At 54.9% G+C, this 14474-nt stretch carries 14 protein-coding genes; 8 read left to right on the top strand and 6 right to left on the bottom strand.

Annotation, left to right across the window (positions count from 1 at the left end; translation table 11 throughout):
* The first annotated feature begins 209 nt into the window (after nucleotides 1-209).
* Nucleotides 210-1274 (top strand): AI-2E family transporter, encoded by a 1065-nt coding sequence (locus ACOQH0_RS16415; protein ID WP_010433838.1) that lies wholly within the window; start codon nucleotides 210-212, stop codon nucleotides 1272-1274.
* A gap of 138 nt (nucleotides 1275-1412) precedes the next feature.
* On the opposite strand, the gene bcp is transcribed toward ACOQH0_RS16415, so the two are convergent.
* Together bcp and ACOQH0_RS16405 are read right to left on the bottom strand one after the other, a co-directional pair.
* Nucleotides 1413-1883, bottom strand: coding sequence for a thioredoxin-dependent thiol peroxidase (gene bcp / locus ACOQH0_RS16410; RefSeq protein WP_010433836.1), 471 nt, complete (start codon nucleotides 1881-1883; stop codon nucleotides 1413-1415).
* A complete protein-coding gene (locus tag ACOQH0_RS16405) occupies nucleotides 1883-2452 on the bottom strand; it encodes a glycine cleavage system transcriptional repressor (protein ID WP_042715787.1) in 570 nt (189 codons plus the stop codon). Before ACOQH0_RS16405 ends, bcp begins: the two co-directional genes overlap by 1 nt.
* Before the next feature lie 145 nt (nucleotides 2453-2597).
* On the opposite strand from ACOQH0_RS16405, the gene dapA reads away from it, so the two are divergent.
* The 6 genes from dapA (at nucleotide 2598) to ypfH (ending at nucleotide 9055) form a co-directional block, all read left to right on the top strand.
* A complete protein-coding gene (dapA, locus tag ACOQH0_RS16400; protein WP_010433831.1) occupies nucleotides 2598-3476 on the top strand; it encodes a 4-hydroxy-tetrahydrodipicolinate synthase in 879 nt (292 codons plus the stop codon).
* Nucleotides 3477-3492: 16 nt separating this feature from the next.
* On the top strand, nucleotides 3493-4527 hold the full coding sequence (gene bamC / locus ACOQH0_RS16395) for an outer membrane protein assembly factor BamC (RefSeq protein WP_010433828.1): 1035 nt from the start codon (nucleotides 3493-3495) through the stop codon (nucleotides 4525-4527).
* 109 nt (nucleotides 4528-4636) lie between these two features.
* Complete coding sequence (purC, locus tag ACOQH0_RS16390) at nucleotides 4637-5350, top strand: phosphoribosylaminoimidazolesuccinocarboxamide synthase (protein WP_010433825.1); 714 nt, start codon at nucleotides 4637-4639, stop codon at nucleotides 5348-5350.
* A 120-nt stretch (nucleotides 5351-5470) separates the two neighbouring features.
* On the top strand, nucleotides 5471-6340 hold the full coding sequence (locus ACOQH0_RS16385) for a neutral zinc metallopeptidase (protein WP_421510825.1): 870 nt from the start codon (nucleotides 5471-5473) through the stop codon (nucleotides 6338-6340).
* Complete coding sequence (locus ACOQH0_RS16380) at nucleotides 6340-8286, top strand: tRNA(Met) cytidine acetyltransferase TmcA (RefSeq protein ID WP_421510824.1); 1947 nt, start codon at nucleotides 6340-6342, stop codon at nucleotides 8284-8286. Before ACOQH0_RS16385 ends, ACOQH0_RS16380 begins: the two co-directional genes overlap by 1 nt.
* Before the next feature lie 73 nt (nucleotides 8287-8359).
* Complete coding sequence (gene ypfH, locus ACOQH0_RS16375) at nucleotides 8360-9055, top strand: esterase (protein ID WP_421510823.1); 696 nt, start codon at nucleotides 8360-8362, stop codon at nucleotides 9053-9055.
* A gap of 38 nt (nucleotides 9056-9093) precedes the next feature.
* On the opposite strand, the gene ACOQH0_RS16370 is transcribed toward ypfH, so the two are convergent.
* From ACOQH0_RS16370 to ACOQH0_RS16360, 3 genes are read right to left on the bottom strand one after another with little or no spacing between them, the layout of a single operon-like run.
* On the bottom strand, nucleotides 9094-9291 hold the full coding sequence (locus ACOQH0_RS16370; RefSeq protein ID WP_000383991.1) for a YpfN family protein: 198 nt from the start codon (nucleotides 9289-9291) through the stop codon (nucleotides 9094-9096).
* 22 nt (nucleotides 9292-9313) lie between these two features.
* The gene (gene dapE, locus ACOQH0_RS16365) at nucleotides 9314-10441 is read right to left on the bottom strand and encodes a succinyl-diaminopimelate desuccinylase (protein WP_253179601.1); all 1128 of its coding nucleotides are present in this window, start codon (nucleotides 10439-10441) and stop codon (nucleotides 9314-9316) included.
* A gap of 10 nt (nucleotides 10442-10451) precedes the next feature.
* Nucleotides 10452-10802, bottom strand: a complete 351-nt coding sequence (locus tag ACOQH0_RS16360) for an ArsC family reductase (protein ID WP_148400482.1) — start codon at nucleotides 10800-10802, stop codon at nucleotides 10452-10454.
* A gap of 388 nt (nucleotides 10803-11190) precedes the next feature.
* On the opposite strand from ACOQH0_RS16360, the gene ypfM reads away from it, so the two are divergent.
* Entirely contained in the window at nucleotides 11191-11250 is a 60-nt protein-coding gene (gene ypfM, locus ACOQH0_RS16355) for a protein YpfM (protein ID WP_015572204.1), read from the top strand.
* Between the two features lie 107 nt (nucleotides 11251-11357).
* Here the strand turns inward: ypfM and acrD are convergent, their stop codons facing one another.
* The gene (gene acrD / locus ACOQH0_RS16350) at nucleotides 11358-14471 is read right to left on the bottom strand and encodes a multidrug efflux RND transporter permease AcrD (protein ID WP_421510822.1); all 3114 of its coding nucleotides are present in this window, start codon (nucleotides 14469-14471) and stop codon (nucleotides 11358-11360) included.
* Nucleotides 14472-14474: the final 3 nt, after the last annotated feature.

The following is a 14474-nucleotide window of genomic DNA, read 5'->3' as shown; positions in this document are numbered from 1 at the left end:
GTATTTTGGATGTGTCAATTTGACCGATGAACCGGCATATCGTTCATCTCCACTGACCTGCGAGTGTAGCCGTGTTGCGACATGAAGAAAATCCCATTCATCAGGCTTTTGCGAATCGTTACAGTGATACAAAAAGCGAAAGTCTTTTTTGTGACAGTTAGATACAATTCAGCTTCTCACTCCCGCCATTCGATTCAGGGAAGGGTTGTATGCTCGAAATGTTAATGCAGTGGTATCGGCGTCGGTTTAGCGACCCGGAAGCCATTGCTTTGCTGGTTATTCTGGTTGCCGGGTTCGGTATTCTGTTCTTCTTTAGCGGCCTGCTTGCGCCGCTGCTGGTGGCGATTGTGCTGGCGTATTTGCTGGAGTGGCCAACGGCGCGTCTGGAAAATATCGGCTGTTCCCGCCGCTGGGCGACCAGCATCGTGCTGGTACTGTTTGTCGGCATATTGTTACTGATGGCATTTGTGGTCATGCCGGTTGCCTGGCAGCAGGGGATCTACCTGATCCGTGATATGCCCGGCATGTTGAATAAGCTCTCTGATTTCGCCGCCACGCTGCCGCGTCGTTATCCCGCGCTGATGGATGCCGGGATTATTGACGCGATGGCCGAAAACATGCGCGCCCGCATCATGACGATGGGCGACTCGGTGGTGAAATACTCTCTGGCCTCGCTGGTCGGCCTGCTGACGCTGGCGGTTTACCTTGTGCTCGTGCCGTTAATGGTCTTCTTCCTGGTAAAAGATAAAGAACAGATGCTGAACGCCGTCAGGCGCATACTGCCGCGTAACCGTGGTCTGGCAGGGCAGGTCTGGCAGGAGATGAATCAGCAAATCACCAACTACATTCGCGGCAAGGTGCTGGAGATGATTGTGGTGGGTGTCGCGACCTGGATTGGCTTCCTGATTTTTGGCCTGAACTACTCGCTGCTGCTGGCGGTGCTGGTGGGGCTGTCGGTGCTGATCCCGTATATCGGTGCCTTCGTGGTGACCATCCCGGTGGTGGGCGTCGCGCTGTTCCAGTTTGGTCTGGGTACGGAGTTCTGGAGCTGCTTCGCGGTGTACCTGATTATTCAGGGACTGGACGGTAACCTGCTGGTGCCGGTGCTGTTCTCGGAAGCGGTAAACCTGCATCCACTGGTGATTATTCTGTCAGTGGTGATTTTCGGCGGGCTGTGGGGATTCTGGGGCGTGTTCTTTGCCATTCCGCTGGCGACGCTGATTAAAGCCGTGGTCCACGCGTGGCCGGATGTGCCGGCGGTTGAAGAGAAGTAGTTTTTGTGCGGCCTGATGCCCTCACCCCGGCCCTCTCCCACGGGGAGAGGGGGAAAACACTAAAAACGGCAACCAGGTTGCCGTTTTGCATTTATCTTGTAGGTCGGGTAAGGCGAAGCCGCCACCCGACACTCACTTTCAGGCACTTTGTTTCAGCCAGTTCAACACCACGTCGTGGTGGTTGCTGGTTTTGAAGTCGTCAAACACATGCTCAACTTTACCGTCAGCGTCAATCAGGAAGCTGATGCGGTGAATACCGTCGTAGGTTTTACCCATAAACGTTTTCTCACCCCAGACGCCGAACTGCTCGCAAACCTGGTGGTCTTCATCGGAAAGTAGCGTGAAGTTCAGGATCTCTTTTTCCGCAAATCGTGACAGCTTTTCTGGCTTGTCAGTGCTGATGCCCAACACTTCTACACCGACTTTTTTCAACTCATCCATGTTGTCGCGCAAGCCGCAGGCCTGTACGGTACAGCCCGGCGTCATGGCTTTCGGGTAGAAATAGACCAGAACACGCTGTCCCTGGAAGTCGGTCAAATTTACTTGCTCGCCGTCTTGATCCGGCAAGCTAAATTTCGGTGCGATGTCACCGGCTTTCAGTGGATTCATTACTCAACTCCATCCTGTTCGTGCTGCGAATAATTTACGACGCTTATACTGCCCTGCGCGTTTAATTCTGTACAGAGGGCTTTGAACGCTTGCTCGATATTTGACGCATCCTGTGATGCAGGGCTGTGCGCGGTAATTTGAATAAACAGCACCGGAAGAGCATGGTCATCGCTTGGCTGCGTACGGGAAACCAGTTCGGCAATGTTCATCTGATGGCTGTCAAAAAGCGCCGTAAAACGCTCAATCAAATGCGGTGAATCAGGCACTTCAACCTGTACCCAGACGGTGGAAGGCAGTGCCGGACGCGGACGCGCGGTGGTGCGCTTCATCACTATCAGCAAATCCAGCTCGGCACCCTTCAGCGGCAGGGTTGATTCAATCAACGTAATGGCGTTCCATGTGCCGGAAAGCAGCATAATAAACGTGAACTCATCGCCAAGCATAGCGAGACGGCTGTCTTCGATATTACAGCCGCAGCTGCTTACGTGGCGGGTGATGGTGTTCACGATACCCGGCCTGTCAGCACCCAGCGCAGTGATAACCAGGTAATGTTGTGATGAGGTTGTCAAACCTGTTCTTCCTTTGCTTGGTTAAGTCTTCCTAAGGAAAGCATAAAAAAAACATGCATACAACCGCCTGAGCGCCTCAGGTCGCTTGCTTTTATTACAGTTCCAAACGTAACATTGAGGCTCTTGTTCGCACAGAGGATGGCTCATGTTCACGGGAAGTATTGTCGCGCTTGTTACACCGATGGATGAAAAAGGTAATGTCTGCCGGTCAAGCATGAAGAAGCTCATTGATTACCATGTCGCCAATGGAACCTCGGCGATCGTTTCGGTAGGGACTACCGGTGAATCTGCCACGCTGAGCCACGAAGAGCACGGCGATGTGGTTATGCTGACCCTGGAGCTGGCTGACGGACGTATCCCGGTCATCGCAGGAACAGGGGCTAACGCAACCGCAGAAGCTATCAGCCTGACTCAACGTTTTAACGACAGCGGCATTGTTGGCTGTCTGACCGTCACGCCTTACTACAACCGTCCAACTCAGGAAGGTTTGTTCCAGCATTTCAAAGCCATCGCAGAACATACTGACTTGCCACAAATTCTGTATAATGTGCCGTCCCGTACCGGTTGCGATATGCTGCCGGAAACCGTTGGCCGTCTCTCGAAAGTAAAAAATATTATCGGGATTAAAGAGGCGACAGGGAACTTAAGCCGCGTTCATCAGATCAAAGAGCTGGTTTCAGATGACTTTATCCTGTTGAGCGGCGACGATGCGACCGCGCTGGACTTTATGCAGCTCGGTGGTCATGGCGTGATCTCCGTAACGGCTAACGTTGCGGCCCGCGATATGGCGGAAATGTGCAAACTGGCTGCGGCCGGTCATTTTGATGAAGCTCGCGTGATTAATCAGCGTCTGATGCCATTGCACAATAAATTATTTGTCGAACCCAATCCGATCCCAGTGAAATGGGCGTGTAAGGAATTGGGACTTGTAGCATCCGACACGCTGCGTCTGCCAATGACACCGATTACCGACCACGGTCGTGAAATTGTCGCTGGCGCGCTGAAGCATGCCGGTTTGCTGTAAAGTTTAGGGAGATTTGATGGCTTATTCAGTACAGAAGTCGCGCCTGGCGAAGGTTGCGAGTGTTTCGCTTGTTATGCTGCTCGCTGCCTGTAGTTCGGACTCGCGCTACAAGCGCCAGGTGAGCGGTGATGAATCCTATCTGGATGCGGCGCCGCTTGCTGAACTTCATGCACCGGCTGGTATGATCCTGCCGATTCAAAACGGCGATTATAATATCCCCGTCACTAACGGCAGTGGTCTTGTCGGTAAAGCGCTTGATATTCGTCCACCTGCTCAACCTCTGGCGCTGGTGAGCGGCGCGCGTACCCAGTTTACCGGTGATACGGCATCCCTGATGGTTGAAAACAGCCGCAACAGCACGCTGTGGCCGCAGGTTGTCAGCGTTATCCAGTCTAAGAACTACACGATTGATAAACGCGATGATGCCAGCCAGACGTTAACCACGGACTGGATCGAGTGGAACCGCCTGGATGAAGATCAGCAGTACCGTGGTCGTTATCAAGTCTCCGTTAAACCGCAGGGTTATCAGCAGGCGGTTACCGTTAAGCTGTTAAACCTGGAGCAGGCGGGTAAACCGGTTGCTGATGCTGCATCTATGCAGCGTTACAGCACCGAAATGCTGAACGTCATTGCAGCGGGTCTGGATAAGAACGCGACTGACGCCGCTAACGCAGCGCAGAACCGCAGTGGTTCTTCCTTCGACGTGCAGAGCGCGGCGGATGATACCGGTCTGCCAATGCTGGTGGTGCGTGCACCGTTTAACCAGACCTGGCAGCGTCTGCCAGCGACGCTGGAAAAAGTGGGCATGAAAGTGACCGACAGTACGCGTTCAACCGGTAGCATGACGGCAACCTACAAGCCGCTGTCTGACAGCGCATGGCAGGAACTGGGCGCGAAAGATCCTCAGCTTGCCTCCGGTGACTACAAAATTCAGGTAGGTGACCTCGATAACCGCAGTAGCCTGCAGTTTATCGATCCGAAAGGTCACACGCTGACCCAGTCGCAGAATGATGCGCTGGTCGCCGTCTTCCAGGCGGCATTCAGCAAATAAATACAAGGGCTGGTGAATCCAGCCCTTTTTATTTTCGTGCCACGCAAACGTGTGCGTGGCATAATATCCCCAGTTTTGAACACAAATCATCACACCAGGAGTAATGAAGATGCAGAAGCAAGCTGAGTTGTATCGTGGCAAAGCGAAGACCGTATACAGCACGGAAAACCCGGATCTGTTGGTGCTCGAGTTCCGCAATGATACGTCAGCAGGGGATGGCGCACGCATTGAACAGTTCGATCGTAAAGGCATGGTGAACAACAAGTTCAACCACTTCATTATGAGCAAACTGGCCGAAGCGGGTATCCCGACCCAGATGGAAGCGTTATTGTCCGATACGGAATGTCTGGTGAAAAAACTGGACATGGTTCCGGTTGAGTGCGTCATTCGTAACCGTGCCGCTGGCTCCCTGGTGAAGCGTCTCGGCATTGAAGAAGGTATCGAACTGAACCCACCGCTGTTTGACCTGTTCCTGAAAAACGACGCCATGCACGACCCGATGGTCAACGAATCTTACTGCGAAACCTTCGGCTGGGTGAGCAAAGAGAATCTGGCGCGTATGCAGGAGCTGACCTACAAAGCGAACGACGTGCTGAAAAAACTGTTTGATGACGCAGGGCTGATCCTCGTCGACTTCAAGCTGGAGTTCGGTCTGTTCAAAGGCGAAGTGGTGCTGGGCGATGAGTTCTCCCCGGACGGCAGCCGCCTGTGGGATAAAGAAACCCTGGATAAAATGGACAAAGACCGTTTCCGTCAGAGCCTGGGTGGCCTGATTGAAGCGTACGAAGCGGTTGCTCACCGTTTAGGCGTTAAGCTCGACTAATCTCCTCAATTGCCAAAGGATATTCATATCCTTTGGCGTCTTACCCTTGTTTACTATGGTAATCTTGTCATTAACCGCCTACGATCATAGCTATTATTAATGGAATAGTTCGAGGTGGTTATGCGCTGGCAAGGGCGTCGTGAAAGTGACAATGTAGAAGACAGGCGCAGCAGTGGTGGTGGCGGCCCTTCAATGGGCGGTCCCGGCTTCCGGTTGCCCAGTGGAAAGGGCGGTATCATCCTGCTGATTGTGGTGCTGGTCGCGGGGTATTACGGTGTGGATCTTACCGGTTTGATGACCGGGGAGCCGCTCCAGCAACAGCAGTACTCTCAGCGCTCCATCAGTCCGAACGAGGATGAAGCGGCCAAATTTACCTCCGTTATTCTCGCGACCACAGAAGAAACCTGGGGCCAGCAGTTCGAGAAAATGGGGCGTACCTATCAGCAGCCGAAGCTGGTGATGTACCGCGGTGCGACGCGCACCGGATGCGGTACCGGACAGTCCGTAATGGGGCCTTTCTACTGCCCGGCAGACAGCACTGTTTATATCGATCTCTCATTTTACGATGACATGAAAAGCAAACTGGGTGCCGACGGCGATTTTGCCCAGGGCTATGTGATCGCGCATGAGGTCGGCCACCACGTGCAAAAATTGCTCGGCATCGAGCCTAAAGTGCGTCAGCTTCAGCAGAATGCGTCTCAGGCTGAAGTGAACCGTCTTTCTGTCAAAATGGAGTTGCAGGCGGACTGCTTCGCGGGCGTCTGGGGCCACAGCATGAAGCAGCAGGGTGTGCTGGAAACGGGCGATCTTGAAGAGGCGCTGAACGCCGCGCAGGCCATCGGCGATGACCGTCTCCAGCAGCAAAGCCAGGGGAGAGTGGTGCCAGACAGTTTCACTCACGGTACATCGGAGCAGCGTTACAGCTGGTTTAAACGCGGCTTCGACAGCGGTGACCCTGCGCAATGTAATACCTTCGGCAAAGCGATGTAATGTTGCCGTTTGAACATCTGATTAGCCAGCTCAGGCGTAAAGGTCATCGTCGTTTGGTTGTACTCAGCGGCGATGCGCATTGGACATTGACGCAGGCGGTGGCCCTGCGCGATGCCCAGCCCGGAGACTGGCTGTGGCTGGATGAACACCCGTCGAAAGCTATCAGCGGGCTGCTGGGGCGTGAGTTTCAGCACGCGGTTTTTGATGCTCGCGCGGGGTTCGACGTCTCGGCCTTTGCTGCCCTCAGCGGGACGCTGCTCGCCGGGAGTCTGCTGGTGCTGCTGGTTCCGCCTTTCTCCGTCTGGGCGGAAACACCGGACAGCGACTCCGTTCGCTGGAGCGACAGCGCCGAGCCTATCGCCACGCCGCATTTTGTGCACCATTTCCAGCGCACCATCGCCGCTGACCCTGACACCATCCTGTGGTGTCAAAACCAACCGCTAGCGCTTCCTCCGTTTCCTGATACCCCTGACTGGCAGCCAGCCAGCGGCGACCCGCAGCGTGAGCAGGCTGACATCCTGTGCACACTCCTGGCCATGAATACTGGCGTCGTGGCGGTCACGGCACCTCGTGGACGCGGAAAGTCAGCGCTTGCAGGAATGTTGCTAAAGCGTATTCAGGGCACTGCGGTAGTGACTGCACCGGCGAAAGGGGCAACGGATGTCCTCGCCCGTTTTGCGGGAGAGCATTTTCACTTTATGGCGCCGGATGCGCTGCTCGCCTCGACGCTGCAGGCCGACTGGCTGATTGTCGATGAGGCGGCCGCCATTCCGGGACCGCTTCTTGAAAAGCTGGTTGAGCGTTTCCCCCGCGCTCTGTTGACCACCACGGTTCAGGGTTATGAAGGAACCGGCCGGGGTTTTCTGCTGAAGTTTTGCGCCCGATTCAGCGGGTTGCAGTCTTTCACCTTATCAACGCCGGTTCGCTGGGCAGCCGGGTGCCCCCTCGAGCGTGTGGTGTCTGACATTCTGCTGTTTGACGATGCGCTCATCGACCAGAAACCGGAAGGTGACGTACGTTTAACGTCGCTTGAGCCGCAGATGTGGGAAAGCAATCCGGCGCGTGTGGCGGGCGTTTATGAGCTGTTATGTGCCGCGCATTACCGCACGTCCCCGCTTGATTTACGCCGGATGATGGATGCGCCGGGACAGCATTTTACCGTTGCTGAAACCGACTCAACCCTCGCCGGTGCTCTCTGGCTGGTGGAGGAGGGCGGCTTATCCCCAGAGCTTAGTCGCGCGGTGTGGGCGGGATTTCGTCGGCCGCGTGGGAATCTGGTGGCGCAGTCTCTGGCTGCCCACGGCGGCTCGCCTCTGGCGGCTACGCTTAAGGGCCGACGGATCACGCGTATTGCCGTTCATCCCCATCGTCAACGGGAAGGTATTGGTCGTCGGCTTATCCGTAGCGCCAGCGGGGAGGATTATCTCTCCGTGAGTTTTGGCTATACCGACGAGCTGTGGCGCTTCTGGCAGCAGTGCGGCTTTGTGCTGGTGCGGATAGGCAGCCACCGCGAAGCGAGCAGCGGCTGCTTCACAGCGATGGCGTTGCTTCCGCTCAGCGAGGCGGGGCATCAGCTGTGCGCGCAGGCACATCAGCGTCTGCGGCGTGACGCACGGGTCCTCTCGGCCTGGAATGGCGAAAAGATCCCGGTATCAGACGGCTGGGAAGCTACCCTTAATGATGACGACTGGCAGGAGCTGGCGGGGTTTGCCTTTGCGCATCGGGCGTTCTCGACCTCCGTTGCCGCGTTAACCCGCTTGCTGTTAAACGTGGACATGCCGCTCCCGCTTTTGCGCAGTAAATTGGCGGGGGAAACGGATAACGCCGGGCGAAAATCCTTGCTGGCGAACCTGCGCAAAGAAACAGCACAAGCGCTTGAAAGTCTTGATGAAACACGCTGTCAGAAGTTGAAAGGCGACATTTTGCAATGGCAATTTTTTCAATGACTTCATCAGTAAAGTGGCATGGTCATTACCCCACAGAGGCGTAGAATCCTGCTCATCACTTAAGGAGATCGCCATGAAACACGACCATTTTGTTGTTCAAAGCCCTGAAAAACCGGCTAAACAGTTACTGCTGCTGTTTCATGGCGTTGGCGATAACGCCGTCAATATGGGGCAGATTGGCAGCTGGTTTGCGCCGGTTTTCCCGGATGCGCTGATTGTCAGCATCGGCGGCGTAGAGCCTTGCGGCCCTGAAGGTCGCCAGTGGTTTTCGGTGCAGGGTGTAACGGAAGAGAACCGTCAGGCGCGCATCGATGCCATCATGCCGACCTTCATCGATACCGTACGCTACTGGCAGCAGCAGAGCGGCGTGGGTGCTGACGCAACGGCGCTGATTGGTTTTTCACAGGGGTCAATTATGTCGCTGGAGAGTGTGAAAGCACAGCCGGGGCTGGTATCCCGCGTGATTGCCTTTAGCGGTCGTTTCGCCACTCTGCCCGGCAGCGTGACGACGCAGACTACCATTCATCTGATCCACGGTGGTGAAGATCGGGTGATTGAGCTTTCGCATGCGGTTGCCGCGCAGGAATCGCTTATCCGCGCTGGCGGGGACGTCACGCTGGATATCGTTGACGATCTGGGGCACGCGATTGACGACCGCAGCATGCAGTTTGCGCTCGATCGTTTGCGTTATACCGTGCCGAAGCACTACTTCGACGAAGCGCTCAGCGGCGGTAAGCCGAATGATGATGATATTGTAGAGTTTATGTGAGGTTTCCCCCTCTCCCAGGGAGAGGGGAAACAGATCGATTACTTCTTCTGGTCCTTTTTCGGCCAGTCGTCTTCATCGTCCCACTTGTCGTTAAAATCACGATGTGGCGGAAGATCCGGTTTGTTGGCGAGGAACTTCTTATGGTCAACGCGCTTCAGATCTTTAATCACGTTCAGCAGCACGCCTACCAGAAACACCAACACCAGAATCCACCAGTACTTTGAAAGCCAGTCCATTCGCTAATCCTCTAAGCAGTCGTCAGGCGACGAGCTGCTCCATAATACGTTGATACATACGGGCCAGCAGTTGTAAATCAGCCGCATTAACGCATTCATTGATTTTGTGAATGGTCGCGTTTACTGGACCCAGTTCGACAACCTGTGCACCCATACGGGCGATAAAGCGTCCGTCAGAGGTGCCGCCAGTCGTCAGCAGCTGTGGCTTAATTTCATTATAGTGTGCGATGGCGTTCACTACCGCATCTACCAGCTTTCCACGCTGCGTCAGGAACGGTTGGCCGGACACCCACCACTCCACGGTATAGCGCAGCTGGTGTTTTTCCAGCAGTGCGATCACGCGGGCTTTGATCATCTCGTCGGTCAGTTCCGTGCTGAAGCGGAAGTTGAACTGAACAAAGCAATCGCCAGGGATGACGTTGTTGCTGCCGGTTCCAGCCTTGACGTTGGCAATCTGCATGCTGGTTGGCGGGAAGAATTCGTTGCCTTTGTCCCACTCTATCTCCACCAGTTCGTTCAGCATCGGCGCGGCACGGTGCACCGGGTTGTCGGCCAGGTGAGGATAGGCCACGTGCCCCTGCACACCGTGAATGGTCAGATTACAGGTCATGGACCCGCGACGACCGTTTTTCACGACATCGCCCACCACTTCGGTGCTGGATGGCTCGCCCACCAGGCAGTAGTCCAGACGTTCGTTACGCGCCATCAGCGCGTCAACGACTTTCACGGTACCGTTATGCGCGCTGGCTTCTTCGTCGGAGGTGATCAAAAACGCGAGACGATTTTTATGATTAGGATGCTGGGCAACGAAACGCTCTGCGGCCACGACCATGGCCGCCAGTGAGCCTTTCATGTCTGCCGCACCGCGGCCAAACAGCATACCGTCGCGGATAGTGGGTTCGAACGGGGGATTGATCCAGCGGTCTGCATCACCCGCGGGAACCACATCCGTATGCCCGGCAAACGCCAACGTTTCCCCCTGGCCGCGCCAGGCCCAGAAGTTCTGCGTATCGCCAAAATCCATGCGCTCAACGGTAAAACCGATAGCACGCAGACGCTCAATCATTAATGCCTGACAACCTGCATCGTCCGGGCTAAGGGAAGGACGGCGGATAAGCTGCTGAGTCAGCTCAATGACCGGGCATGACATAGACTACACCTCAACGAAAAAAGTCAGAATAAAGGGTTTCACTGAAACCCAGCAGCATAGGCTGACCTGGCTTGCAGAGCAATGGGCGTTTGATAATTGCTGGCATTTCAAGCATCAGTTCTGCCGCGCTGTCCGCATCGGTGATACCGGCGCGGACGGATTCATCCAGTTTACGCCAGGTGGTGCCCCGGGTATTGAGCAGCGCTTCCCAGCCCAGTTCACCGATCGCGGTATGCAGAAATTCTGCATCCAGACCGTCAGCACGGTAATCGTGAAAGCGGTACTCTACGTTGTTTGCTTCAAGCCAGCGGCGGGCTTTTTTGATAGTGTCGCAATTTTTAATGCCGTACATCACAACCATAGTGAATCCTTTTGTTCTTATGCAGAAAGAATGTTCAATAAATTCGAAGATATATCCTTAAGTGGAATATAACACATTCAGGAATTCTCTTGATTTACAATTCTCCTTAATTCACCTCACACCTGTAAGCTGAATATTCTTTCATCATTTAAGCATAAATGTCTATCAGGTTTAAATCTCTAATAAAGTCAGTGGTTAAATATCTAATCATCTGCTCGTAGGGTTATTTCAAAATATTGCTGGCGGTCACACAAAATTTAAGGGCGTGCGTTCATATTTATCATAAATCCACCGGGGATAGCGGGGTATAATCACTGCAATTGGTTAAATAGTCTTCACAATGATGATACGTTTCCGTAGAATGCGCATAATAATAAGAGAGGTTGTTATGATTGAACGTGAACTGGGGAACTGGAAAGATTTTATCGAAGGCATGCTTCGTAAATGACATTCAGTAAGAATTGCAAGCGCACTTAAATAAGTAAAATAACCATAGTGTGAATGAATCACACAATAAAAAGGCGGCTACGAAAGCCGCCTTTTTTATTTCATTGGTTACTCAGGCTTTTCCTTCAGCGGGAAGCGACGTCGCACCAGCACAAAGAACAGCGGCACGAAATAAATAGCCAGAATCGTGGCTGAAATCATCCCTCCCATCACCCCGGTACCGACCGCATGCTGGCTGCTGGAACCGGCACCCGAACTGGTCGCCATCGGCAGTACCCCGAAGACAAACGCCAGAGAGGTCATCAGAATCGGGCGTAAACGCTGGCGGCAAGCGTACAGCGTTGCGGCTAGCAGGTCCTGGCCCTTCGCATTCATCTCATTGGCAAATTCCACGATCAGAATGGCGTTTTTGGCCGACAGGCCAATCACGGTCAGCAGCCCCACCTGGAAGTAAACATCGTTCTCGAGGCCGCGCATCCAGGTTGCCAGCAGCGCACCGATGACGCCTAACGGCACCACCAGCATCACCGAGAACGGTACTGACCAGCTCTCATACAGTGCGGCAAGGCAGAGGAAAACCACCAGCAGCGACAGGGCGTACAGCGCAGGGGCCTGTGCACCGGAGAGCCGCTCCTGATACGACATCGCCGTCCACTCCAGGCCAAACCCGGTTGGCAACTGCTGCACCAGTTTTTCCATAATATCCATCGCGGTACCGGTACTGATGCCCGGCGCGGCTTCACCTACGATCTCCAGCGCCGAGTAGCCGTTATAGCGTTCCAGGCGCGGTGAGCCGGTTTCCCAACGCGACGTGGCGAAGGCGGAGAACGGCACCATGCCCCCTGCGTTATTACGCACATACCAGCGGTTAATATCGTCCGGCAGCATACGGTATTTGGCGGCAGACTGAACGTAGACCTTTTTCACGCGGCCGCGATCCATAAAGTCGTTGACGTAGCTTGAGCCCCAGGCCGTTTGCAGCGTGTCGTTGATGTCATCAATGGATACGCCGAGCGCCTGTGCTTTACGCTGGTCGATATCGACCTGGAGCTGCGGGCTGTCATCCAGACCGTTGTGACGTACGCGGGTCAGCTGTGGATCCTTGCTGGCCAGATCGAGCAATTTATCGCGCGCAGCCATTAACGCGTCATGTCCGGCTCCCGCGTGATCCTGCAGTTCCATATCAAACCCGGCGGAACTCCCCAGACCGCTGATGGCCGGAGGGCTGCTGGCAAATACGCGCGCTTCTTTGATATGGCTGAAGGCTTTCGTCGCGCGTTCAATAATGGCAAACGAGGAGCCTGTGTCGCTGTCGCGCTGATCCCAGTCTTTCAGGCGCACGAACATGCGTGCGACGTTCTGCCCGTTCCCGCCCGGGCCTGAGCCGACGGTGGAGAAGACGGAAACAACGTTATCTTTCTCTTTGGTGTGGAAATAGTTTTCAACCTTCTGCACCACCTTCAACGTTTGTTGCTGCGTAGAACCGCTTGGCAGCTGAACGGAGGTGATAAACATGCCGCGATCCTCCAGCGGCAGGAAGGAGGTTGGCAGACGCAGGAACAGGAACACCATTCCGCCTAACAGCAGGACATAAATCGCCATCCAGCGCACGCTGCGATGCAGGATCTTACCCACGCCCGCCTCATAGCGCGCCGCGTTGCGGTTGAACATGCGGTTAAACCAGCCGAAAAAGCCTTTTTGCCCGTGATGCTCGCCTTTATGTAACGGCTTGAGGAGGGTGGCGCAGAGGGCAGGGGTGAGGATCATCGCCACCAGCACCGAGAGTACCATCGCGGAGACAATCGTGATGGAAAACTGGCGGTAAATCGCACCGGTGGTGCCGCCAAAGAACGCCATCGGGATAAACACCGCTGAGAGCACCATCGCAATACCGACCAGCGCGCCCTGAATTTGCCCCATCGATTTTCGCGTGGCTTCGCGCGGCGAGAGTCCTTCTTCGCTCATGATGCGTTCGACGTTTTCCACCACCACGATGGCGTCATCCACCAGCAGGCCAATCGCCAGCACCATAGCGAACATGGTTAAGGTATTGATACTGTAACCAAAGGCATACAGCACGGCGAAGGTGCCGAGCAGCACCACCGGAACGGCAATGGTGGGAATCAGCGTGGCGCGGAAGTTTTGCAGGAACAGGTACATGACCAGGAACACCAGCCCGATCGCTTCCAGCAGGGTTTTCACCACGTCTTCAATGGAGGCTTTAACGAAGGAAGTGGTCTCGTAGGCGACTTTGTATTCCAGCCCGTGCGGGAAATAGTGCGACAGTTCGTCCAGTCGATCTAATACCAGCTGCGCGGTAGCCATTTCGTTGGCACCGGAAGCCAGTTTGACCCCTAAGCCGGATGCCTGGTTGCCGTTAAAGCGGCTCAGGTAGTCATACTTTTCCGCGCCCATTTCCACGGTCGCGACATCGCCCAGTCGCACTTCAGAGCCGTCCTGATTGACCCGCAGGGTGATATTACGGAACTGATCGGGCGTCTGGAGCAGGGACTGAGAGTTAATGGTCGCGTTCAGCGCCTGGTTATCGACAGAGGGTGTACCGCCCAGCTGACCGACAGCGATCTGAGCGTTCTGCGATTCGATGGCGTCAGTCACGTCTTTGGCCGTCATCTGCACGCTGTTCAGCTTGTTGGGATCCAGCCAGATGCGCATGGAATACTGCGAGCCGTAGGCGTCGATATCACCCACGCCGTTAATACGGCTGAGCGGATCCTGGATATTACTCGCCACGTAGTCAGCGATATCCTGCTTATCCATCGAACCATCGGTGGAGACAAACGCGATGGTTAAAATATTGGTGTCACCTGTTTTACGTACGGTCACGCCCTGGTTCTGCACCGCCTGCGGTAGCTTACGCAGGGCAGACTGCAGCTGGTTTTGCACCTGCTGCACCGCTTCGTCCGGGTCGGTTCCCGCCGTAAAACTCAGTGTCACCGTAGCCTGACCGGTGGCGCTGCTCTGTGAGGACATGTACATCAGGTTATCGAGACCCGTCATGTTCTGCTCGATCACCTGGGTGACGGTATTTTCCAGCGTCTGTGCTGATGCGCCAGGATAGTTTGCCGTGACGCGCACATTTGGCGGCGCCAGATCGGGGTATTGCTCAACAGGAAGTGAAGTAATGGCCAGAACACCCGTCAGACATAACAGAATGGCAAGTACCCAGGCAAAAATGGGGCGATCGATGAAGAAATTCGCCATGAA

It is taken from the genome of Enterobacter sp. JS8-1 (assembly GCF_049187015.1).
GTDB lineage: Bacteria > Pseudomonadota > Gammaproteobacteria > Enterobacterales > Enterobacteriaceae > Enterobacter > Enterobacter mori.
Note: the sequence above shows the minus strand (reverse complement) of the source record. Positions and strands in the feature narration are given on the sequence as shown.

Coding starts and splice junctions, on each gene's coding strand:
- ACOQH0_RS16360 (WP_148400482.1), bottom strand. CDS start 10,802: ATGGTTGTGATGTACGGCATTAAAAATTGCGACACTATCAAAAAAGCC.
- acrD (WP_421510822.1), bottom strand. CDS start 14,471: ATGGCGAATTTCTTCATCGATCGCCCCATTTTTGCCTGGGTACTTGCC.
- bamC (WP_010433828.1), top strand. CDS start 3,493: ATGGCTTATTCAGTACAGAAGTCGCGCCTGGCGAAGGTTGCGAGTGTT.
- bcp (WP_010433836.1), bottom strand. CDS start 1,883: ATGAATCCACTGAAAGCCGGTGACATCGCACCGAAATTTAGCTTGCCG.
- dapA (WP_010433831.1), top strand. CDS start 2,598: ATGTTCACGGGAAGTATTGTCGCGCTTGTTACACCGATGGATGAAAAA.
- purC (WP_010433825.1), top strand. CDS start 4,637: ATGCAGAAGCAAGCTGAGTTGTATCGTGGCAAAGCGAAGACCGTATAC.
- ACOQH0_RS16415 (WP_010433838.1), top strand. CDS start 210: ATGCTCGAAATGTTAATGCAGTGGTATCGGCGTCGGTTTAGCGACCCG.
- ACOQH0_RS16380 (WP_421510824.1), top strand. CDS start 6,340: ATGTTGCCGTTTGAACATCTGATTAGCCAGCTCAGGCGTAAAGGTCAT.
- dapE (WP_253179601.1), bottom strand. CDS start 10,441: ATGTCATGCCCGGTCATTGAGCTGACTCAGCAGCTTATCCGCCGTCCT.
- ypfH (WP_421510823.1), top strand. CDS start 8,360: ATGAAACACGACCATTTTGTTGTTCAAAGCCCTGAAAAACCGGCTAAA.
- ACOQH0_RS16385 (WP_421510825.1), top strand. CDS start 5,471: ATGCGCTGGCAAGGGCGTCGTGAAAGTGACAATGTAGAAGACAGGCGC.
- ACOQH0_RS16370 (WP_000383991.1), bottom strand. CDS start 9,291: ATGGACTGGCTTTCAAAGTACTGGTGGATTCTGGTGTTGGTGTTTCTG.